The sequence below is a fragment of the Bacillus sp. MRMR6 genome, from assembly GCF_001940785.1.
Lineage (GTDB): Bacteria > Bacillota > Bacilli > Bacillales > Cytobacillaceae > Neobacillus.
In genome coordinates this window covers 12,413-34,641 of sequence record NZ_MSLS01000002.1, presented here as the reverse complement: position 1 = coordinate 34,641, position 22,229 = coordinate 12,413, and the positions used below count along the sequence as shown (strand labels likewise).

The following is a 22,229-nucleotide window of genomic DNA, read 5'->3' as shown; positions in this document are numbered from 1 at the left end:
GTATAATGAATTCTCATTTCCTTAGTAGTGAAAGCCCTACCATGAAAACATTATCATTTTACCAAAAAAAACAAAGAATACCCAACCTTTTTTATTATGAACTTTTCAATATAAAAAAACTTTGCGGATAACCGCAAAGCTTTTTCCTAGTACCAAGGATAATATGGGTATGGCGGATAGAATGGGACTGGCGGTCTAAGTACTGACCCTAATGCTAATCCCCCTAACAATCCTAGTGGAAACCCAAAACCAATTCCACCAAATCCAAATCCTGGTCCTCCGAATCCTGGTCTTCCGAATCCTAGTCTTCCGAATCCGGGCCTTCTCCCGAAACCGAACCCTGGACCAAATCTTACATCATTAGGATTTATTCCTGCGTGGTACTGCCCCATCATGTGCATTTATACTTCCTCCTCATTTTGTCTTTATACACTAAAAGGATATGCACATGAGCGGATACTTTCTTGGGTTAACGTCCTAATATCGTTAAATTTTATAGATGGATGTACCAAGCTTCATCTATTTTTCTCGTCCATTTCCACATTAGAAGCCTGCGGACTTTCTTGGTCAATAATACCACTATTATAAGAGTCCATGATTTGTTCGCTTACTTCTCTTGCACCGTCTTCATTCATCTCAAATGTAGCGCTATACTCTGAATCCCTTTTTGCCATATAGATCTTCTCCCTTCATAGGTATAATCACCTTATTATTTTTCGAAAAATTGCAACATCTATTCCTAGAAAAAATTGTTATAATTTAGGTAAGGGGGAGAAAGCATGGGACTTAGTTATCAAAAAATCTTAGTCGCGGTGGATGGATCAACTGAGGCGGAATGGGCATTTAAAAAGGCGATTGACATCGCCAAAAGGAATAACGCTGGATTGTTATTAGCTCATGTCATTGACACAAGATCGTTTCTATTAATTGATTCTTATGACCCTGATATTGCGGACCGAGCAAACAAGCTAGCCACCGATTTCCTTGATCGATACAAACAAAAAGCTCTTGATTCAGGAATCAAAAAAGTAGACTATGAAATAGAGTATGGATCTCCAAAAGTTAAGATTCCTAAGGAAATGGCAAAAAAACATAAGGTAGATTTAATCATCTGCGGTGCTACAGGGATGAATGCCGTGGAAAGATTCTTAATCGGCAGTGTTTCAGAACACATCACTCGCTATGCTCCTTGTGACGTGCTTGTTGTTCGTACAACTAAAGAACTCCCTTAAACTCTTTGATCTATTTTTGCAATCCAATCGTTTATACTCATCAAAATATTGTAAAATAAAACTAATCACACCATTGGAGGCAGTTACATGAACGAACATTTTTCCTTTGACCAACGTCTAGGAATTCCAATACCAGATCTACATTTAGATTGGCATAACTATGATGAAAAAACTCAAAATAAAATCTTGTTTGATTGGGAGAAAATTCGCGGCAGGATACCAGATCGTATAGCAGAACTTGAACAGACTATTAATGAAAAGCAAGCGCAACTTTCAACCGAAACTAACTTTCCCCGCTCATGCGAATTGAACAATGAAATTGCTGAGCTTGCATCAATCATCAATGATTTATGGTTATGGTACAGAGCAAACCAAATACTATCAGCTAAAATCCATCAATAAAAATGAAGGGCTCCCTCTATTCTTAAGTAAGGGAGCCTTTCATCTATAAATCCTTTTTTATTTCTCTAACTACATGGCCGATTTCAGGCAGGATTAGCTTATTCATGGCAAGTTTTACTGCACCTGTCGAGCCTGGTGTCGAGAAAACAGCCTTATCTCTTACCACTCCAGCTACAGCCCTTGAGAGGATGGCAGCAGAGCCGATATCCTCCTGATAGCTTAACATTCTAAACAATTCCCCAAATCCAATAATTTCTTTATCAAGTATTTCTTGAACAGATTCAATGGTTACATCTCGTTTGGCAATTCCTGTTCCACCATTTGTAAGAATGACATCAATATCCTTTCTGGCGCAGCCTTTTAGGATTTCATCCTGAATTAGTGTCGTTTCATCCTTTACAATCACATAATCAACTATTTTATGGCCATTCTGTTCAAGCAGCTCGATCATCAGCCTGCCGCTTTTATCTGTATCCTGATTTCTCGTGTCACTGACCGTAATGATTTTACAATTTATATTCTTAGGCGCTTCCTTCTTGTGCTCTTGGTTACTCATCGTTAAACTGACTCCTCTTTTTCCTTAAGATAACGAAGTTGGTAGTATTTATGCGCTAGGTCCGTGACCTTTCTTGTTAACTGATAATTCGCACCTGCACCTATTGCCATACTGACGAGTGGAATTCCCTGTATTATTTTTTTTCGAAACAAACTGATTACCATCGCTTTAAGTAATTGCTGTATCGGTTGTTCGAGCCAAGTAACATCCATAATTTCCTCATTACCTTCATAGAAATATGCTTCTGTGCTCGATTCTAATTCATTCATCAAGACAGACCAGCCGTGTTTCTGTAACCTTGGAGGCAAGGTTGCTGTATGGAAAACCTTTAAAGAAGTCATCATTTCATTGGGAGTATTAATCTCAAATCCATAGGTCATTGCGGTTAGCTGAACCACCCGTAAATTAATGACCGCCATAGCAGGAATATCCGTCCCTAAAAGAAGCGTTCCTCCCGTTCCGGCCAACCCACCCTGTGTAAAGGAATATAGTCTGTGTCTGGCTATTTGCTGCATTGCTATGTATTGCAATTGATCAATGTTCAATTGTTTTAAGTCTTTGACGTTCTCAATATCCTTATTAAATATTCTCCCAGAAGAAAGGATTCTTTCTTTTGCATCCATTTGGAGCTGCGAGCCTTGAATCATCCCATGTAGATGAAACAACCAGCTGTCAATCACTGCAAAAAACTGCTTTTGAATATTTTCAGGCAGTAGAGAAAAAGAACGCTCAATATATTTTTCATATGTTAATTGCAGGTCGTTTGCTTCGTAATTCAATAAGGTATGTTCCCAGTTACGTATTTCCTCTAAGACTGCAGATTCCCGTTCTGTCAAAGGCATCGCTGTCCCCCCTACTCTTCCAATATTTGCTTACATTATATCACAAAGACAGGAAAGGAAAGAACTAAACCAAAAGGCAAACAATCCAGATGATTGTTTGCCCAACAATATTTCTATCTATGCTAAACGCACTACATCTCTTGCTATCATGACTTCTTCATTTGTAGGAATAATCATAACTTTTACAGGTGAATGTGGATAGTTAATAAATGCTTCCTTACCTCTTACTTTGTTAAGAGTTGGATCCCAATATACTCCCATGAATTCAAGTCCCTTTAGGACATTTTCTCTAATAACATCACTATTTTCACCGATACCGGCAGTAAAAATAATCGCGTCTACTCCGAACATACGTGAAGCATATGAACCGATATATTTATGAATACGGTTGGCAAATACCTCTAATGCAAGCTGTGCACGCTCATTTCCTTTGCTTGCCTCTACTTCAATATCGCGTAAATCACTTGAGAAGCCAGATACTCCAAGCATCCCACTCTTTTTATTTAAAACATCAAGCACTTGTTCTGCCGTTTGGTCAGTTTTTTCCATGATAAATGGAATTAGAGCAGGGTCAATATTTCCAGACCTTGTTCCCATTGTAACACCAGCAAGTGGTGTGAAGCCCATTGACGTATCAATTGATTTCCCGCCTTCAATAGCGGCAATACTTGCCCCGTTACCTAGGTGACAAGAGATGAGACGCAATTGTTCTACTGGCCGCCCTAGAAGCTCTGCTGCACGCTGTGATACATACTTATGTGATGTGCCATGGAAGCCATATTTACGAATTCCAAACTTCTCATAGTATTCGTATGGCAAACTGTAAAGGTATGAACTTTCAGGCATTGTTTGATGGAAGGCAGTATCGAAAACTGCTACTGCAGGAACATTTGGAAGCACCCCTTTAAAAGCCATAATGCCAGTAAGGTTAGCTGGGTTATGTAACGGTGCTAATTCCGAAAGTTCTTCAATCTTAGCCAGGACTTCATCTGTGATTACAATAGAATCATTAAACGCTTCTCCACCGTGTACTACACGGTGACCAATACCTTCGATCTCATTTAATGATTCAATGATTCCTAAAGTGGTTAATTTATCTAAGAGCATTTTTACTGCTACTTCATGGTCGGGAATATCAGTTGTTTCTGTAACTTTTTCATCATTCACTGTGATGGTAAAAATGGAATCATTTAATCCAATTCTTTCAATTAGTCCTTTTGTGATTACATCTTCGTTTGGCATTTCAAATAGCTGAAACTTAAGTGAAGAACTTCCTGCATTAATCGCTATAATTTTTGACATGTATAATACCGCTCCTTTATATAACCAACATTAGCTTTTAGAGGTCTGTATACGTACACTTTTATTGTGCACAAACCAATGCCGATTATTGCTCTCAATTTCCCATTAAAACACTGTATTTATTACAATACAAGGGTTTAATTGGTTGGAAACGGTTACGTTCAAATAAAGTTCAATTCTCATTATTTAGACTTTTCCAATAAAATTTTTTCCTACAAAAAAAGATAAGACCGTGATGCTTAATCGGTCTTATCTTTTGTTCTCTTGAAACCATTTTTCAAGCTTTGTTAGCATTTTATCCATTTCAACTGCATTTGATAATTTTGGGAGGTCAACTAGTAAAGCTTGTTTTGGTGCTGTTACGCCTTCTCCCTGCTTTTGTAATACAAGGATACTTTTGGCTGCATTTTTATTGTTAAACATACTCAATGGTAATTGAAGCAGTCCCTGAACGATGATGTTTTCTTTGAAAAATTCGCGAAGCTGTCCGGCTTGCTCGCTTTCAAATAGTCCATTAGGAATAACAAAAAATAGGTATCCACCTGGATTTGTATGGCGAACACTTTGTTCTATGAACAGATGATGTGCATATGAATGACCTTCGTTGGCTTTTAATTGATAATCGGCTGCCCGTACATCATTGGGATAGAAACCAAATGGCAAATCTGCAATCACCGCATCGACAGGATCGATAAATAATGGTTCAAGGCTGTCTTGGTTAAAAAGCTCAATTGGATGCTCTTGTAAGTTTGCATTCACATAGGCTAACTTGATTAAGAGATCGTCAATATCAACACCTATTGAATTTACATTACTAGATAATTGATTTAAAACGGTTGTTAAGAGATTGCCTGTCCCGACAGCAGGGTCTAGCAAACGGAAGGAAGGCTTATTGATAAATTTATTAACCAAATAGCCCATGACCATCCCGACTGAATCAGGGGTCATTTGATGGTTAGGCTGCACATTCTCTTTCATTCCCTTTAAAATGACTAGCTGATAGGCTTTACGGATTTCCTCCTTGGAGAAATTATCCAAGTTAATCTCTAGGTACTGTTTCTTTATTCTTTTTTGCGATAGTTCACTTAGTTCTTCTTGAAGAATGCTGCCATGAAAAAGGTTCTCCCCTGTTTCGGCAAGAGCTTCTAAATATGTACACTCTAATTCTTCTTGCAGGACTATGGCTGTTTCATTGAATAATGTAAAAAGTTGTTCCACTGGAGAAATCGTCACTTTCTTCTCCCCCTATAAAAAAATTTCTTGCTCACTCCTCCGCTGGAGTCTTGCAGATTCACAAAAACCTTTCACTAGTCAAACTTAACACAGCCTACATTTTATATGAAAAGGAATATGTTTTACAAGTTAAATGAAAGAGACCTCGTTTGTGCGAGGCCTCTTTGTATTAAATATTATTTTGCGTTTTTAGCGGCTTCGAGTACTGCTTCGTAGTTAGGGTGATTAGTAGCCTCACTTACATATTCCACATATGTTACGGTGTCAGTAGAGTCAACTACAAATACCGCACGTGCGAGTAATCTTAGCTCTTGGATGACTACGCCATAGGCTTCTCCGAAAGAAAGGTCGCGGTGATCTGAAAGCGTTTGAACATTTTCGATTCCATTTGCTCCACACCAGCGCTTTTGAGCAAACGGCAGATCCACACTAACTGTTAAAACTTTAACGTCGCCTAAGCTATTCGCTTCCTCATTGAAACGGCGCGTTTCTGCATCACAGACACCTGTATCTAAAGAAGGTACAGCACTGATTAGACGAACTTGACCCTTTGTGTTTTCTAGAGTGACTGCAGATAAATCATTAGCCAATACACTAAAGTTTGGCGCCTTATCTCCTACCTTCACTTCGTTTCCTAGTAATGTGACTGGATTTCCCTTAAAAGTTACATTTGCCATACTTACATCCTCCTTTTTCGCTGCAAACCGGGTATTCAAAATTCTAGTTTGCTTCGATATGTACAGTGTTAATATATCTTGTCAGAATCTTTTTTGCAATTATTTGAACCCAATATTAGCAGCTTTAAGAAAACTGCCGATTGGCGAGGCTTACCCAAGAAAAAAGTTAACCTTCCTTATTTGAGGAAGATTAACTTTTCCATTAAATATTAAAACCTTGTTTTTGAGAATCATGCTGATACGATGGGTTTGATTGGTTAGAATTCTGCCCTTGATTAGGTTCATTTTTTTTCGAAAGCATTTGTTGTATCTTATCTACTGCCTGAGGAGCCATTTCTAAAATCTTTTCATATAGATGTGTACTTTCATCAAGATGAAGCATCTTAACTCCCTGAGAATTAACGATTAAGAAGGCAATAGGTGTGATGGATACACCGCCGCCGCTCCCTCCGCCAAAAGGAAGCTTCGACCCGCTTTGCCCTTCACCTTGCTTTTGTGAGCCATCCATTTTAAACTCACTGCCTCCAGCAGCAAATCCAAACCCTACTTTAGAAACGGTTAGAATGACGCTTCCGTCAGGAGTTTCAACAGGATCCCCAATGATTGTATTAACATCGATCATTTCCTTTAAGCTCTCCATTGCAGTCGTCATCAAACCTTGAATTGGATGTTCAGACATGTTCTGTTTCCTCCTATTTTAAACGGATTTAGTTTTTTCTTTACTGTAATTCTCATTCATTCTTAGATTTGGGCGTCCGCCCTTCCAGAATTTTATAAGTTTTAATCCTGCCAAAATAGCATGCCCGATTCGAAACTGAATAATACATGTGATTCGGGTTTGTATAATCGCTAGTTGAAAATGAGGAGTGACCGATATGTTTGGCATTTCTTTTAATTTTAAGAAGTGGCTGAGTATTCCTACCATACTCCCTTTTATCGTCCAAAATGCCCCAGAAAGTACACCAGTGGCTGCTGCATCTCCTACCCCGACTAAAGTATGCCAATCAAATTGCTTAATAGAGACTCTTGATAAAAATCTCTTAACAATCGAACCCATATGAACAACATGATTCAAAATTTCTCTGACGTTATGCATGTTTTGCATAACTTTATTAGGTGTAATTTGTTGTTCTACATTCTTAGAGTTGTCAGGGGAGTCGCCCATTTGTTTTTCTCCCGTAACGATTATACTGGGTGAATTATCATCGATCTTGATTAGTGGGACTTTCATCTTATACTTAATCAAGCCAAACCAAATTTTAAATTCTATTTTTAAGTCATCGTTATCATTATGATGATAGTAATCAATGTGAACAGTTATTTTAGTAATAAGGATGATAAGAAAAACCAAAAGAATAATAAGAGCAATCAGCAGCCAAATCAAATTGTTCACAACCTTTCAGCCTACTAGTATTACCTATAATAAAAAAAATAAACCTGCCATTTAATGACAGATTTATTTATCCTATTTAGCGCTCTACATGGACTACAGTTGTTTCTGTAAAAAGATCATGCAAACCTTGTTTTTTCGGCATAAAGGCGACAATGATGTAGCCTACAATAATGGTTGCAGAAATAAAGCGACCAATCCATTCCCTAAATAAAATCGTATTCCATGATAATGTTCCTGTATTTAGATCTACAACTTTAAGTCCAAAAACCATCTTTCCTAATGTTTGATTGAAGTATTTCGTCATTAGAACAAAATACAAATAGAAAATAACAGCTGATGCTATCGAAATTGGAGCAAACATATTAGAGTCTGCTAAAGGAATTTCTAGCAGGCGAAATAATGGTTTAACTAACAACCTAACAAGACTGCCTACAATGACAATATCTAGTAAATAAGCCCAAAAGCGCATCCAAAAACCCGCGTAACGGATAGTTCCCACCCCACCGTCTTCTTCAATCGGGTCCTGTTTCGAAATCATAGTCTCTCCATTTTGAGTGAGATCTTCTGGTATCAAACCTGTTTGATTCTCATTCGTATCCATTAGCTATCCCCCTATTCCGCATACAAGTACATAAGTCGTGGTGAGTTAGGTCGAGATAGTAATGCCGTAAGCCCAGCCATTTCGTTATTATCTGTTAATAGCTGCTGAAGTTTCATCCCAAAGAGTGAGCCAATTCCTAACGTGTCGTTAAATCGGACTACCTTGGCACCCTTAAGTTTTTCATCCTTTTTCATTTGTTCGATTACATCTTCTAAATAGCCAAAACCATCGATTAAGTTTAATTCTAACGCCTGGCGCCCATCATAAATGCGTCCATCAGCCAGATTTTTTACTTCGTCCATTGGCATATTACGCCCTTCAGAAATTACTTTTACAAAGCCTTCGTAAGAATTATTAATCATTGTCTGAAGAATTTGTCTTTCCTCTTCTGTCATCTCTCTCGTCGGACTCATAATATCCTTATATTCACCACTTTTAATCGTTACAAAATCTACACCGTATTTTTCAGCCAGACCTGCATAATTAATACTTTCCATAATTACCCCAAGGGAACCTGTTAGTGTTTCAGGACTCGCAAAGATTTTTTTGGCGCCTGCTGAAATATAGTAACCCCCTGAAGCCGCCATTGATCCCATCGAAATATAAATGGGCTTTTTTGCTTCATTTTGAATTTCAAGTAATTTATCATGAATTTCTGCACTTTCCACGACTCCCCCGCCTGGAGAGTTCACTCGCAGAATGACCCCTTTAATACTGTTATCCTTCTTAATGTGATTTAATTTCTCCATAAAAGCTTTATGATTATAGCCAACACTTTTGATGAAGGACTGAGCATCCCCTGCATCCTGAATAACTCCAGAAACATCAACTACAGCAATTTTCTTTAATTCATTGCCCTCTTGGACAACTTCCTCCTCAAACGGCATTTCGCTGGCAGCTAAAAAATCCGTGAAATTTGTTTCTACTCCCTTGATTGCAAAAGCCGATAAAAAATTAATTATGACTGATACAAAAAATAGTGCCGCAGCAATCCCTAAAGCGGCCCACCGTTTTCCATTCATATGTATGTATAGCCTCCTACCTTCTAGTTAATTTTTAGTGATTCAATTTCATATTGTCTCAATAAAATGCTAAACTTATTTTAGCCTAACAATATTTTATCAAAATAGTTAGAAATAGGGAAAAATAACACACTGTTAACTGGAGGTACATAGATGGGACATCGACGCAATATACATTTTTATCATCACCTTGATATGAAAACGCTTAAAAAGGAAACGAAACTTGAGGAGTACGTTCAGCATTACGGTTTAACGATGGTTGCTGATCACAGGGATGCCAATATCATTGCAAGTATTGGTGATGATGGCACTTTTCTTCAGGCTGTTAGACAAACGGGTTTTCGTGAGGATTGTCTTTATGCTGGAATATCAATTAAGGATACCTTAAGTATGTATTGTGACTTTAAACTTACGGAATCCTCAAAAATGATTGAAGCGGCTGCAAATGAGGATATGGAGGTACGACGATATCCTTTAATTGATGTAAACGTTGATGGGCAAGGCACATTTTTATGCTTAAACGAATTTAGTATCCGTTCAGCGATTATTAAAACCTTCGAATTAGATGTTTTTATAGGTGATATTCATTTTGAAACGTTTAGAGGTGATGGATTGATTGTCGCTACACCTACTGGAAGTACAGCCTATAATAAATCTGTGAACGGGGCTGTTGTCGACCCGCTTCTTCCTTGTATGCAGGTAAGTGAAGTAGCCTCTATTAATAATAATAAATACCGTACATTAGGTGCCTCCTTTATTCTGAGCGGCGATCGCTCTCTTACCCTTAAGGTACTCTCGTTTGGAAATGAACATCCGACAATGGGGATGGATAATGAAGCATTAAGTATTCGCCATGTTGATAAAATTCAAATTAAACTAAGTGATAAGAGGATTAAAACACTTAAGCTTAAAGACAATTCCTTCTGGGAAAAGGTCAAAAGAACATTTTTATAATTGATTGAAGCGAAAGGTACTTCGCCTCAATCATAAATATCCTTTATCAAATCTTATAACATAACAAAAGCTGCCGGGATGCCGGGCAGCTTTTGTTATGTTATAAGTGAAGTTTTTCTTTTTGAAGTCTTACAACCATATGTGATAAGATTTTAGTTTTTGATAGTGAATATAAGGTGAGAGCGGACCAAATAAACATAAAGGCAAGTAATTGCATTTTTGTAAAATGCTCATGATAAACGAATACTCCTAGGATCAACGTCAAGGTCGGAGCGATATACTGCAAAAATCCTAACAGCGATAATGGAATTTTCTGTGCACCTTTTGCGAAATAGAGCAATGGTACTGCTGTCGCAGCCCCTGCACCGATTAGTAATAAGTCAGTCGTTACATCAATCGCTAAAAATGAATTTGTTCCTTTTATCAATAAGTAAACGATAAAAATGAAGGCAATAGGGGTGAGAACGAGTGTTTCCAAAGTTAGCCCTACAGTGGAGTCGACATTTATTAATTTTTTTGCTAATCCATATAACCCGAAAGAGACTGCAAGAACAATCGAGATCCACGGAAAGCTCCCGTACGAAATCGAAATAATCACTACCCCAATGGCAGCCAAGAGAAAGGCAAAATACTGATACCCAATTAGTTTTTCTTTAAGTACAATCATCCCTAATAAAATACTAACTAGCGGATTAATATAATAACCAAGACTTGCTTCTACCATATGACCTGTATTAACAGCCCAAATATATATGAACCAGTTGACACTAATTAAAAGCGAAGCGACTGTCAGTGCATACATCTGCTTTCTATTTTTAGCAAAGCCTCTTACCGTAATGACTAACAGGCTCCACTTTCTTGAAATGAGTAGAACAATCACCATAAAAACAAATGACCAAAAAATGCGGTTAGCTAGGATTTCTTGAGTGTTTACATGTCCCAAGAACTTCCAGTAGATCGGCAATAACCCCCATAACAAATAGGAAAAACCCGCATGAATTGTCCCCAGCCTTACTTCACTTTTTTCCATACTTCTTTACCCTCTATTCTTTCTAGACTCGAAACATTCTTCATTATACATCGAAACTTAAAAAAATAGTTGAATTTTTTTTATTAGGGCTTGTCATTTTATAAAAAGGCTGTGTTAAACTAGGCTGTTGGTTTGCACTCCAGGCGCTATGCTTTCCGCGGGCTCGCCTGTGAGCCTATTACAGCTTCGCACCTGCGGGGTCTCACTCAGCTCGTACATCCCGCAGGACAAGGAAGGCTACGGTAGCGAAACATCGCACGAAGAAAATGTGATTTTCATTTTCGAGGAGTCAAGCGCCTTTCGCTCCAATCAACAGGTTTTAAAATCAACAATAACCATTAACACAGCCTATAAAAAAAACAGACGGTACAGGACCATCTGCTTTTCAAAACTTATTTAACTGATTGCATTTCTTTTTGACGCAGTTCAATTCGTCTAATTTTACCAGAGGTTGTCTTTGGAAGTTCTGTTAGATACTCAATTTTCCTTGGATATTTATATGGTGCAGTCAGAGTTTTAACATGCTCCTGTAAGGTTTTTGTTAAGTCAGGGTCATTCACATCAATTTCATCCTTTAGGACGACAAACGCTTTAACGATAAAACCGCGAATCTCATCAGGACTCGCAACTACCGCACATTCTTTTACAAAGGGATGCTTAACAAGCGCATCCTCGACTTCAAAAGGTCCAATTGTATAACCTGAACTGATAATGATATCATCACCACGGCCTTCAAACCAGAAGTAACCATCTTCATCCATCTTCGCTTTATCGCCGGTTACATAATATTCACCACGGAATTGCATTGCTGTTCTTTCAGGGTCTTTATAATAATTTTTAAATAAGGCTGGTGTATCTATGTGTACAGCGATATCGCCAACTTCTCCAACCGGACATACCTCGCCTTCTTCATTTATAATGTCTACTCTGTTACCAGGTGTGGGCTTGCCCATTGAACCTGCCTTCAATTCCATTCCTTTTGTCACACCAACTAACAAAGTATTTTCTGTTTGTCCATATCCATCACGTACCTTAACATTAAAATACTTCTTAAAGGTTTCAATTACCTCACGATTTAATGGTTCTCCTGCAGAAACGGCACTATGCAGGCTTGGCAGCTGATAGTCATGAAGGTTTTCGACCTTAGCCATTAAACGGTATTCTGTCGGAGTACAACAAAGGACATTGACTGAATATTTTTCAAGGAGACTTAAATATTTTTTAGGCTCAAATTTACCATTATAAACGAGACCGGTACCGCCAGATCCAAGCACAGATAAAAACGGACTCCAAATCCACTTTTGCCAGCCAGGTGCTGCTGTCGCCCAAACTGTATCACCCTCTTCTATGCAAAGCCAGTTCGCAGCTGTTGTCTTCAAGTGTGCATATGCCCAGCCATGTGTATGGACAACCCCTTTTGGGTTTCCAGTCGTACCAGAAGTATAGGATAAAAAGGCCATATCATCTCGTTCCGTTGCTGCGGGCGGGAAGTCAGTGGACGCCAGCTTCATTTCCTTCTCTAGACAAAACCATCCCTCACTAGATGCTCCAACAACAAATTTAACAAGCGCTTGTGCACAGCTTATGCTTGCAAATTGCTCGACAAACGGATAATTACTGATTATCCCTTTTACATCACCATGTGTAATTCGGTATTGCAGGTCCTTCTCCCTTAACATTTCGGAGCTCGGAATGACCACCAACCCTGCCTTCAAGGCGGCTAAATATACAACATATGCTTCAATTAACCTCGGAATGACTACTAGTACAACGTCACCCTGCTTAAGACCGTTCTGCATAAAAACATTACCAGCCTGATTAACTTTACTCATTAATTCACTATATGTAATCTCCTGTGTTTCTCCAGCTTCGTTTTCCCATTTTAATGCTTTTCTGTTAGGTTCCGTTGCAAACTTTTCAATTTCTGAGACAAGATTGTACTTATCAGGCGCAATTAATTCTTCGCGTTTCATAACGTTCCCCCTCAAAATAGTTTAGAACACATCACCAAATTTCATTATACATAATAAATAGAAAATTTAAAATTATTATTCATTAAATTCTACACTAGCTACTAGTATCTGGTCCTAAGCTAAAATATGCAAAAAGAGAGTGGGAATAAACCCCACTCTCTGTAGCCATATTATTCAGTTATTATCGTGAAAATCCGCCGTTTAATTGTGACTCAGCCATAGATACTAAACGCTTAGTGATCTCACCACCAACAGAACCGTTAGCGCGAGAAGTAGTGTCTCCACCAAGTTGTACACCAAATTCAGAAGCGATTTCATACTTCATTTGATCAAGAGCTTGTTGAACTCCAGGTACTAGTAATTGATTTGAATTGTTGTTGCTTGCCATGTGGTATCACCTCCTTGTGAGTATAGAATGTGTAGAACCACATGGCTTCATACTTTTTTTCAATTGGTAATTGTTCACAAAAGTTTCGGAATAATTTTCCTAAAATAAATCTACGAATTCAGCCACTTCTTTTCCATCTGGCTTAACTGTAATCATTTCCGTTTCTTGCACGGCTTCAGCAATCAGCGGATCAAAGTCAAAGAAGCTTTCATAGTACTGGACTTTTTCTCTCTTTGGTTTGGTCTTTGGTGATGCAGGAACAAAAATAGTACAGCAATCCTCGTATGGTCTAATCGAGATGTCATAGGTATCAATTTCTTTTGCAATTTTAATTATATCATTTTTATCCATTGTTAATAATGGTCGTAACAAAGGGGTGTTGGTCACTTCATTTATGGCATACATACTTTCTAATGTTTGACTAGCCACCTGTCCAAGATTTTCTCCGGTAATAATCGCAAGACCTTCTCGTTTCTTCATGATTTCATCTGTAATCCGAAGCATAAACCGTCTTGTTGTTGTCATCGTATAGTTTTCAGGGATTTGTTCACGAATTGCTTGTTGGACATCTGTAAAAGGAACGATATGGACCTTCATCGAGCCATATACTTCAGCTAACTTTTTAGAAAGATCAATCACTTTTTCCTTCGCGCGTTCACTTGTAAACGGCGGGCTGAAGAAATGAACTGCTTCAACCTCTAATCCTCTTTTCATTGCCATATAGGCTGCAACAGGGCTGTCAATTCCTCCAGAAAGCATTAACATTGCTTTTCCGCTCGACCCAACCGGCAATCCACCAGCACCTTGAATGTCTTCGCATGACATATATACAGCTTCTTTTCTAACTTCAATTTTTAAATTTATATCAGGCTTTTTCACATCGACTTTAATCCCCTCGATATTTATTAATATATGGGAACCAAAGGTTTGATTAATACCATCTGTATCTAGTTCAAAGGTCTTATCAGATCGTTTTGCGGTAATTTTGAAGGTTTGGCTTTCTTTATAAAGACTAGATACAAGCTTTAAGGCGGCATCCTTTAGCGTTTCAATCTCTCTCTCCACCTTGATAGCGGGGCTTAGTGACTGTATGCCGAAAATTTTTCTAAGCTTGATGATTATTTCATCTGGATTTTCACCGTTTAATAACACATACATCCGGTCACGGCCAGCCTCAATCTTCACTTTTGGAAAGGGTGCCAATGCCATCCGAATGCTCTTTTTTAACTTATCAACAAACTTGTTTCTGTTTCGCCCTTTAGTAGATATTTCACCATAGCGAATTAATATACGATCATATTCCATATTATTTCATTACCCTTCTAAGTTGTTTAACTGCTTTTTCTGTAGCAGTAATGACTTTTTTTGCTTCCAATTCTGTATTATCGTGCGTTAGACTTATTCTAAATGCACTTTCGGCTAAGTCCTCAGAAACGCCCATAGCTACTAGCGTTTTACTTGGTGACTTTTTCTTTGAGGAACACGCACTAGTAGTCGAAAGGAAGATACCTTTCTGTTCAAGAGCATGAATCAAAACTTCCGATTTCATTCCTTTAATTGAAAAATTCAATATATGCGGTGCTGCATTTTCACTCGGGGTATGAATGGTTAAGTCCTCAATCGTCAATAACCCTTCAGACAGGATTGCTTTTATTTTTTCCATGTTCCTGATCGCTTTATCACTATTCTCCATTGTTAAACGTAAAGCCTTTGCCATCGCGACGGCACCTGCCACATTTTCCGTTCCACTGCGAACCTTCCACTCTTGATTTCCACCTGAGAATAAGGAATCGATCTTAACTCCTTCCCGAATAAAGAGTGCACCAGTGCCCTTTAGACCATGAAATTTATGTGCTGAAATTGAACATAAATCCACCCTATTTTCGTAGAGGCTCATCGGAACTTTCCCAATCGCCTGGACCGAATCTACATGGAATAAAATATCAGGATATGGTTGTAAAACCTGCCCAATTTCTTTGATTGGCTGAATCGTCCCCACTTCATTATTTACATGCATAATCGATATTAAGATGGTATCATTTCGTATTGAATTTTTTATCTCTTCTACCTGAACTCGTCCGTCGGAATCTACTGGCAGGCAGGTTATTTCGAACCCATGCTGTTTAAGTTGCTCCATAGCTCCGCGTACAGATGGATGCTCTATGCTTGAAAAAATCACATGGCGTCCTCTATTTCGATGTAATAATGCTGTCCCTTTTATTGCTAAATTATTACTCTCTGTCCCACCAGAGGTAAAATAAATTTCTGTTGGTTTAACTTCAAGCAGGTTCGCCACTTGTGTTCTAGCATGAGAAAGCAATTTTTCAGCTTGTATTCCTAATCCATGCAATGAGGAAGGATTGCCAAAAAATTCACTAGATACTTTAACAAAGGCATCTAACACCTCTTTATACGGCTTTGTTGTCGCACTATTATCAAAATAAATCATAGAATCGCCTCCTTTGAACCCTGTGCAGAAGTAAATATTATCACAAAAACTCCTATTTGGAAAAATAAAAACCGATTCAGGACAATACTGAATCGGTAAAAGGTAATCTATCCTTATTTAACTGTTGCTTTAATTCGCTTTAACGCCTCTGGATCGATCGCTTCAATCGAAGTAGCGGCCTGTTCTAATGCTTCTTGATACTCATATTGTCTGAAGGCTGTTTCTGCGTCCTTTAACCCTTTTGCAACAGAAGGGTATTGGCTTCGGTAGCGGTTTCCATACTGAATTGCTTTTTCAGCGAGCATCGCATTTTCAATCATCTCAACCGTTGTATCCGCAAGCTTTTCAACCGTTAGAACAGCAATTTCCAAGTATTGATTAAGTGCTGAAACATTAAGCGGCTTTTCTTCTAGCTGGCGCGTTACATTTTGGATACTTTCATTTGCATCCTCAAATAAATACTTATAGTCTTCAGGCAGGCCTGGGATATTACTTTTGGATGCATAGCGGATCGTCTCGCCAATCTTCTTCGTTAATTCCTTGACGTTTTCCCTAGCCTCAAATTCGTCTTTCCTTAGTGCTTGAAGCTTTTGTGAAAAAATCTCCTGTTCTTCATGAATAGAATCAAGCTGTTCTTTAATATCCTTTAATTCTTGGCAAATGACGGTTTGAGCCGTCTCGTTGATACTGATCTTTTCAAGCAAGATCTCGTAATGCTTTGTAACAGCAGCTAACTCTTTTTCTAGATGTCTTTGAATTTCAAAGTCATGCTCTGTCAGATGGTAGCTATCTTGGACATGAACCACTTCGTCTGAAAGGTAATCATTTTCGGTTTGTACCATAGTTAACAAACCTGTTGTTCCCTTTTCATTTTGAATGACAAAATGTTTTGCATTTACTTCTTTCTCTAAAAGGTCGAATACTATATCAATTCGTTCCTTCACTTCATTCAAACCCTCTTCAGCTTTTTCAATCTCAGTTTCTTCAATCATAACCATGCCTTCACTCAGCTTTTCCCTCAAGGCTGAAATTTCCTTTTCAAGCTGCAAATGTTCTAAATGGTAACCCTTACCAGTCATTTCACGGTACCCATCAAGCACATCATTCAGTTGAGCTGGTAAAATTGATTGACATTCAATTATTAACTGTGGAATAAGACTCATATTGTTTTTTATTGTGATCAAGTTACTTTGAATCTGTAGGACTAGTTCACGCGCTTCAAGATAATTTCCATTTTCCGTTTTCTCTTCGTACTCATGGAATTTCATCGTTACAGCTTCAAGATCTTCTTCCAATTGTTTCTCCGCTTTGCCGAAACTGTGACGGTGAGCTAGAAGTGTCTTCTTTGTTTCACGGTACATTTCCTTTAGCAGGTCAATTTCTAATCGATTTTTTTCCTCGCTGCCTACAAGCTCATGTAACTCTTCTAATATTTTTTTTATAAGCGCTTCAGTTTCCTGTAGTTTAGTGTTGATTTCCTGCTGTGTTGCTTTCGCTTTTTTGAATCGATAACGATCTATGTATTCTTCCGCATCGAATAACTTTTCCTCTAAATCAGGCAGTTTAACCGTTACGACATCATCCCACTGATTCCGCCAGCGTTCAAAAAGTTCTTCTGTCTGGCCAGTCATGTTCAATTGTTTCACCTTAGACATTTCATCTAGAATAGGCCGATTAAATAAGTCAATCTTCCACGCCTCTAATCTGTCCATCTCTTTAAAATACTTTTTCTTTATGAAATACCCTAATACAAATATGGCTAGTAAAAGGATGAATGTTCCAATGATAAATTTCACATGAAAGCCCCCTGTTCCAAACTTCAAATACCCTATAGTAATCTATATAAAAAATCTCATTAATGGTAAAGTTCAATGCCTTTATGATACCATGTAAACGACAATTTTTGACTATTATTTTCATTTTTTTTGTAAAAGTTTTAATACGATCATAAAGACCTACTCAGATAGCATTAGAAAAACTTGGCATTCGCCAAGTCCTTAAGGCTGATCATGAGGCGTAGTTGCCCTTTTGCGTAATAGGAAAGTATAACAATTTATACTTTCCTATTAGCTAAAAAAGCGCTTAGCTATGGTACACAGCTAGCGCTTTTTTCAATCGTTATAAAATGGCTTCTTTTTTTTCGATTACTCGATTACCAAGCGTTGCTTCAATCCAAATAAATAGTTCTTTTAAATACTTTTGCTCAAAAAAACGTTCATTTGGAAATATATAAAGAACTTCTCTTAAATAATGTGCATGAATAAAGGGCATCATGAGTAAACCTTTGTATTGTATAATCAAATAGGGAATAGAGTGCGGGCGAAATTCTTTTCTTTCAAAGCCTTTTTCAAAAATCTTTTGAAAGTAGTATTTCTCCTTTATGGAATAAGTGGCCATAATTTCTCTTACCATTTGAGAATTCATGGACAATTCTCGATAGACAAAGCTTGTCAATTCGATATTCTCACATTGAAAATGAAGCAATTCAGCCGTAATACGTTTGAGACATTCCTTAGCACCTTGATCAATCAAAGCAAATTGTTCGTCAATGATGTTAATGTATTGTTCAAAGAAATGCGTAAAGCAATACTCTAACACGCCGAGTTTGTTCTCAAAATGGTAGGCAATTGTTGCGGAGTTTACGTTAGCCTGAGAGGCAATATCTCGGATTGACGTTCCAGAATATCCATTTGAATTAAACAGTGAAATCGCAGCTTTGACTATTTTTTCTTTTGCATTCTTTTTCATCCGTACTCCCCCTGTAGGCTCACGTTCATATTTTCCCTTACTTAATGATTCTTTCAATGAACGTTGATTCCTTTTTAAACTTATCGACAAAGTACTCTTTTTTTCTAGTATTTTTGATAAAATACTTAATAATTTTTACAAAGAAAAGGTGAAAAAACATGTTTAACGTCGAAATGTATTCTGGAAGCAGATTGGAAAACTATCAACTTGTCATAAAACAATTGGATGCACTGCTGCATGGAGAAAAAAATCAGGTTGCAAATTTAAGTAATGCTAGTGCCTTAATAAACCAATTTCTGGATCGTATCAACTGGGTTGGGTTTTACTTGATGGACACAAACAATGAACTAGTCCTCGGGCCCTTTCAAGGACTACCTGCTTGTGTTCGTATTCCACTTGGTAAAGGAGTTTGCGGTACTTCGGCACTGAAAAGGGAAACTGTCCGTGTGGCAGATGTACATCAATTCCCTGGTCATATTGCCTGTGATGCAGCGTCACAATCTGAAATCGTCATACCTTTATTAAAAAATGGCCAGCTGCTCGGAGTGTTAGATATTGATTCTCCTGAAAAAAACCGCTTTGATGAGCTTGATCAAGAACAGCTGGAAGAACTTTGTGCAGTTTTAGTTAAGCATTTGTAAGCTTCTTCTCTAACACGAGGAAAGCCCACCAGTATCAGGGGGCTTTCCTCTTTTTTATATTTTTTCAAGCGCTTGCTCTAAATCTTCTTTTATATCTTCCCACGCTTCTAGACCAACTGATAGGCGGAGTAATGTATCATCTATGCCCATTTTTTTGCGGTCCTCCTCCGGAACTACAGCATGGGTCATCGTTGCTGGGTGTTGGATCAAGGTTTCCGCATCTCCTAAGCTTACAGCAATTTTTATCAAACTTAATTGATTCATAAATAATTGGGCTGTTTCCTTTGTGCCTTTAAGGACAAAGGAAATTAGACCCCCAGATTTTTTCATTTGGCTCCTCATGATTTGGCTGTCATTCGGGTGTTCACTTTCCCCTGGAAAGTAAATCTTTCCGACTTTCGGATGGCTGCGTAAAAACCCAAAAAGCCTTTGTGCATTTTCACAATGACGGTCCATTCGAACAGGCAATGTTTTTAACCCTCTGAGTAATAACCATGCATCAAAGGGAGATATCGTTCCTCCGATATCCTTCTGGGTTGTCCGTGAAACAGATTGAATAAATTCCTTTTTGCCCACAACTAAACCAGCTATTACATCTCCATGACCACATATATATTTTGTAGCACTGTGAATGACAATTTCACAGCCATGAGTAAGGGGTGTTTGTAAATAGGGTGAACAGAAGGTATTATCGACGACAACCGGAATACCTCTTTCGTTAGCAATATTTGAAATTAGCTCTAAATCAACAAGCTTCATTGTCGGATTAATAGGAGTTTCGATATAAATACAAGCTGTATTAGGACGCAATTGTTTTAAAATGGCTTCTTTAACGTCCATTGCTGAAAATTCGTGATCAACTCCATACTTCTCCTTTAACATTTGCAATAGCCCGAAGGTGCAGCCATAAACCCCTTGTGAACAAAGAACATGGTCGCCCGTTTTTGTTAATGCCACCAATACAGCAGAAACTGCAGCCATCCCAGAAGAGAAGGCCAATGCGGCTTCTCCTTTTTCAAGCTCTGCAAATCTGTCTTCTAATATCTTGACTGTTGGATTCCCTAACCGCGAGTAAATAAACCCTTCTTCCTTACCTGCAAACCTTTTTTCACCCTGCTCGGCACTGTCAAAAGTAAAAGTAGATGTTTGATACATTGGTGGAACTAAACTTCCTTGATGCTCCTTAGTTTTGTATCCAAAATGAATAACATCCGTTTCAAAGCGAAAATTCTTCTTCTCCATTATGAGCCTCCCATTGGTAAGCGCTTTCAATAATTCTTTCTATATATTATGAGTTCTACTTATAGATAGTTAAAGGCACTTTGTTTAAAGTGCCTTAACTTGCTATTATATTATGATTTTGTGTTACCATTTTATTTTTGCCCGTACCCTTTGCAAGATAGAGCGCCTCATCTGCCCGTTTAAACAAGAATTTAAATGTATCAAAGTGTTCTTTTGTCCAGTAAGAAACACCGCATGACACCGTGATTTTAGGTGATGAGCATTCTGCGATTTTTTCAACGATTCGTTCAGCAATAATTGAGCCTGTTTCTAGAGAAACTCTCGGAAGATAAATGGCTAATTCTTCCCCTCCCCATCGGGCACCAATATCACTAGTACGAATATTGCTTTTAATTAATTCAGCTACTTGAATGAGCACCTCATCGCCAACCTGATGACCATAGGTATCGTTAATTTCCTTGAAATTATCAATATCAATCAGCATAAAGGTTCCTTCATCATCTTCCTTCATCGACCTCTGTATACCTTCATCCAAATAATTACGAGAATGAAGCTTTGTTAAATGATCTGTAATGATCATAGTTTCTAGTTCCTCGCGGAGCTTGGTATTTGCTAAAGCAAGTGATGAATGATGAACAAGCGCTTTTAAGAGATTAAAGGATTCAAAAGAAAAGGAATACGGTTCTTCTTGTAACACAACTGAAAACCCTTGAACTCTCGTATTTTGGCAGATTGGAACTGCCATAATCGAACGAAAGTGCAATTGTTCATTGAAGTTAGGAAGATTACTATCTCCAATAAAGAGGGAATCTTTTTCCTGTATAATCTTATTCTTAATGTAATCCGTATAGTAGACTGCTTGGCTCGTTGAAAAGAAAGCCGAGCTTCCTGGAAGCAATTTTAACTCTTGCTCACTAGAAAATAGAAAAAAGCCAACTTCCTGTACATGAATGGCATGACGGATTTGTTCTGAAATATAGTTCATTGTTTCAGTAAACTGCAAATTAGAGTTTAACCGCTGGGATGTCTCATTAATTAGTTTTAAATTGGATATAGCTTGTCTAGATTTCTGATAGAGCTTAGCATTTTCCAATGCGCTTCCTGCTGACATAGCTAATGAGGTTGTAAACTCTATTTGTTGAATAGAAAAATCCATCAGTATTGGAGCATTCAATTGCAATACACCATATACCCCTTGTTTCCCTTTGATTGGCATATACATAATTGACTGCTTTTTATCGGCTGAGAGTCCAAATTTGATGTGTCCAAACAAATAAGCTTCCATTACATTTGTATTTTTCCGTTTAAATTCAACATCAATAATTGGAAGATTACCAGTTGTCTTATGATCATGGGGTAAAAGCAGATAATAGGTATATTCTGGAAAGACCTCTTCAAGAGTGGTAACAAACTCCTCGTAAATCTTATCATTATCTAAAAAAGCATGAAATTTTTCTGCAGCACAAAATAACTGTTTATACCAATTTCTTTCATCTAATGCTTCCTTCTCAAAAATATCCATTCTATCACCTAATCCAACCAGA

24 protein-coding genes are annotated in these 22,229 nt (G+C 37.9%); 4 read left to right on the top strand and 20 right to left on the bottom strand.

What is annotated here, in order from left to right; translation table 11 throughout:
- Positions 1–146 precede the first annotated feature (146 nt).
- Together BTR25_RS02415 and BTR25_RS27395 are read right to left on the bottom strand one after the other, a co-directional pair.
- Positions 147–401 (bottom strand): spore coat protein, encoded by a 255-nt coding sequence (locus BTR25_RS02415; protein WP_483295225.1) that lies wholly within the window; start codon positions 399–401, stop codon positions 147–149.
- Positions 402–515: 114 nt separating this feature from the next.
- Positions 516–674 carry a hypothetical protein gene (locus BTR25_RS27395; RefSeq protein ID WP_175596686.1) on the bottom strand — a complete coding sequence of 53 codons (159 nt, stop codon included), beginning with the start codon at positions 672–674 and terminating at the stop codon, positions 516–518.
- Between the two features lie 105 nt (positions 675–779).
- Here BTR25_RS27395 and BTR25_RS02410 point away from each other — a divergent pair, with 105 nt between their 5' ends.
- Positions 780–1,232: a universal stress protein gene (locus tag BTR25_RS02410; RefSeq protein ID WP_075685808.1), complete on the top strand. Its 453-nt coding sequence runs from the start codon at positions 780–782 to the stop codon at positions 1,230–1,232.
- A gap of 87 nt (positions 1,233–1,319) precedes the next feature.
- The gene (locus BTR25_RS02405) at positions 1,320–1,634 is read left to right on the top strand and encodes a hypothetical protein (RefSeq protein WP_075685806.1); all 315 of its coding nucleotides are present in this window, start codon (positions 1,320–1,322) and stop codon (positions 1,632–1,634) included.
- A 43-nt stretch (positions 1,635–1,677) separates the two neighbouring features.
- On the opposite strand, the gene BTR25_RS02400 is transcribed toward BTR25_RS02405, so the two are convergent.
- From BTR25_RS02400 to sppA, 9 genes are all read right to left on the bottom strand, one after another.
- A complete protein-coding gene (locus tag BTR25_RS02400) occupies positions 1,678–2,190 on the bottom strand; it encodes a MogA/MoaB family molybdenum cofactor biosynthesis protein (protein WP_075685804.1) in 513 nt (170 codons plus the stop codon).
- A 2-nt stretch (positions 2,191–2,192) separates the two neighbouring features.
- Positions 2,193–3,032 (bottom strand): EcsC family protein, encoded by an 840-nt coding sequence (locus BTR25_RS02395; protein WP_075685802.1) that lies wholly within the window; start codon positions 3,030–3,032, stop codon positions 2,193–2,195.
- A gap of 117 nt (positions 3,033–3,149) precedes the next feature.
- On the bottom strand, positions 3,150–4,334 hold the full coding sequence (locus tag BTR25_RS02390) for an acetate kinase (RefSeq protein WP_075685800.1): 1,185 nt from the start codon (positions 4,332–4,334) through the stop codon (positions 3,150–3,152).
- A 249-nt stretch (positions 4,335–4,583) separates the two neighbouring features.
- Positions 4,584–5,567 carry a class I SAM-dependent methyltransferase gene (locus tag BTR25_RS02385; RefSeq protein ID WP_075685799.1) on the bottom strand — a complete coding sequence of 328 codons (984 nt, stop codon included), beginning with the start codon at positions 5,565–5,567 and terminating at the stop codon, positions 4,584–4,586.
- Positions 5,568–5,743: 176 nt separating this feature from the next.
- Complete coding sequence (tpx, locus tag BTR25_RS02380; RefSeq protein WP_075685797.1) at positions 5,744–6,244, bottom strand: thiol peroxidase; 501 nt, start codon at positions 6,242–6,244, stop codon at positions 5,744–5,746.
- Positions 6,245–6,446: 202 nt separating this feature from the next.
- Positions 6,447–6,923, bottom strand: a complete 477-nt coding sequence (gene ytfJ, locus BTR25_RS02375) for a GerW family sporulation protein (protein WP_075685795.1) — start codon at positions 6,921–6,923, stop codon at positions 6,447–6,449.
- An 18-nt stretch (positions 6,924–6,941) separates the two neighbouring features.
- Positions 6,942–7,637 carry a DUF2953 domain-containing protein gene (locus BTR25_RS02370; protein WP_254842615.1) on the bottom strand — a complete coding sequence of 232 codons (696 nt, stop codon included), beginning with the start codon at positions 7,635–7,637 and terminating at the stop codon, positions 6,942–6,944.
- 76 nt (positions 7,638–7,713) lie between these two features.
- Positions 7,714–8,238 carry an RDD family protein gene (locus tag BTR25_RS02365; RefSeq protein WP_083652224.1) on the bottom strand — a complete coding sequence of 175 codons (525 nt, stop codon included), beginning with the start codon at positions 8,236–8,238 and terminating at the stop codon, positions 7,714–7,716.
- Positions 8,239–8,249: 11 nt separating this feature from the next.
- The gene (gene sppA, locus BTR25_RS02360) at positions 8,250–9,260 is read right to left on the bottom strand and encodes a signal peptide peptidase SppA (protein WP_075685792.1); all 1,011 of its coding nucleotides are present in this window, start codon (positions 9,258–9,260) and stop codon (positions 8,250–8,252) included.
- Between the two features lie 153 nt (positions 9,261–9,413).
- Between sppA and BTR25_RS02355 the strand changes: the two genes are divergently transcribed.
- Positions 9,414–10,214, top strand: a complete 801-nt coding sequence (locus tag BTR25_RS02355; protein ID WP_075685790.1) for an NAD kinase — start codon at positions 9,414–9,416, stop codon at positions 10,212–10,214.
- Positions 10,215–10,314: 100 nt separating this feature from the next.
- Here BTR25_RS02355 and rarD read toward each other — a convergent pair whose 3' ends face one another.
- The 7 genes from rarD to refZ form a co-directional block, all read right to left on the bottom strand.
- Complete coding sequence (gene rarD, locus BTR25_RS02350; RefSeq protein ID WP_075685788.1) at positions 10,315–11,244, bottom strand: EamA family transporter RarD; 930 nt, start codon at positions 11,242–11,244, stop codon at positions 10,315–10,317.
- 392 nt (positions 11,245–11,636) lie between these two features.
- Positions 11,637–13,217 carry an acyl-CoA synthetase MbcS gene (mbcS, locus tag BTR25_RS02345; protein WP_075685786.1) on the bottom strand — a complete coding sequence of 527 codons (1,581 nt, stop codon included), beginning with the start codon at positions 13,215–13,217 and terminating at the stop codon, positions 11,637–11,639.
- A 181-nt stretch (positions 13,218–13,398) separates the two neighbouring features.
- Entirely contained in the window at positions 13,399–13,605 is a 207-nt protein-coding gene (locus tag BTR25_RS02340) for an alpha/beta-type small acid-soluble spore protein (protein WP_075685784.1), read from the bottom strand.
- A 99-nt stretch (positions 13,606–13,704) separates the two neighbouring features.
- Positions 13,705–14,910 carry a tRNA uracil 4-sulfurtransferase ThiI gene (gene thiI / locus BTR25_RS02335; protein ID WP_075685782.1) on the bottom strand — a complete coding sequence of 402 codons (1,206 nt, stop codon included), beginning with the start codon at positions 14,908–14,910 and terminating at the stop codon, positions 13,705–13,707.
- A gap of 1 nt (position 14,911) precedes the next feature.
- On the bottom strand, positions 14,912–16,054 hold the full coding sequence (locus BTR25_RS02330; RefSeq protein ID WP_075685780.1) for a cysteine desulfurase family protein: 1,143 nt from the start codon (positions 16,052–16,054) through the stop codon (positions 14,912–14,914).
- 113 nt (positions 16,055–16,167) lie between these two features.
- Positions 16,168–17,850 carry a septation ring formation regulator EzrA gene (gene ezrA / locus BTR25_RS02325; protein WP_075685778.1) on the bottom strand — a complete coding sequence of 561 codons (1,683 nt, stop codon included), beginning with the start codon at positions 17,848–17,850 and terminating at the stop codon, positions 16,168–16,170.
- A 322-nt stretch (positions 17,851–18,172) separates the two neighbouring features.
- Positions 18,173–18,802, bottom strand: a complete 630-nt coding sequence (gene refZ, locus BTR25_RS02320; RefSeq protein ID WP_075685777.1) for a forespore capture DNA-binding protein RefZ — start codon at positions 18,800–18,802, stop codon at positions 18,173–18,175.
- 158 nt (positions 18,803–18,960) lie between these two features.
- Between refZ and BTR25_RS02315 the strand changes: the two genes are divergently transcribed.
- On the top strand, positions 18,961–19,443 hold the full coding sequence (locus BTR25_RS02315; protein WP_075685775.1) for a GAF domain-containing protein: 483 nt from the start codon (positions 18,961–18,963) through the stop codon (positions 19,441–19,443).
- Positions 19,444–19,497: 54 nt separating this feature from the next.
- On the opposite strand, the gene megL is transcribed toward BTR25_RS02315, so the two are convergent.
- On the bottom strand, positions 19,498–20,685 hold the full coding sequence (gene megL, locus BTR25_RS02310; protein WP_075685773.1) for a methionine gamma-lyase: 1,188 nt from the start codon (positions 20,683–20,685) through the stop codon (positions 19,498–19,500).
- Positions 20,686–20,779: 94 nt separating this feature from the next.
- Positions 20,780–22,207, bottom strand: a complete 1,428-nt coding sequence (locus tag BTR25_RS02305) for a sensor domain-containing diguanylate cyclase (protein ID WP_075685771.1) — start codon at positions 22,205–22,207, stop codon at positions 20,780–20,782.
- Positions 22,208–22,229: the final 22 nt, after the last annotated feature.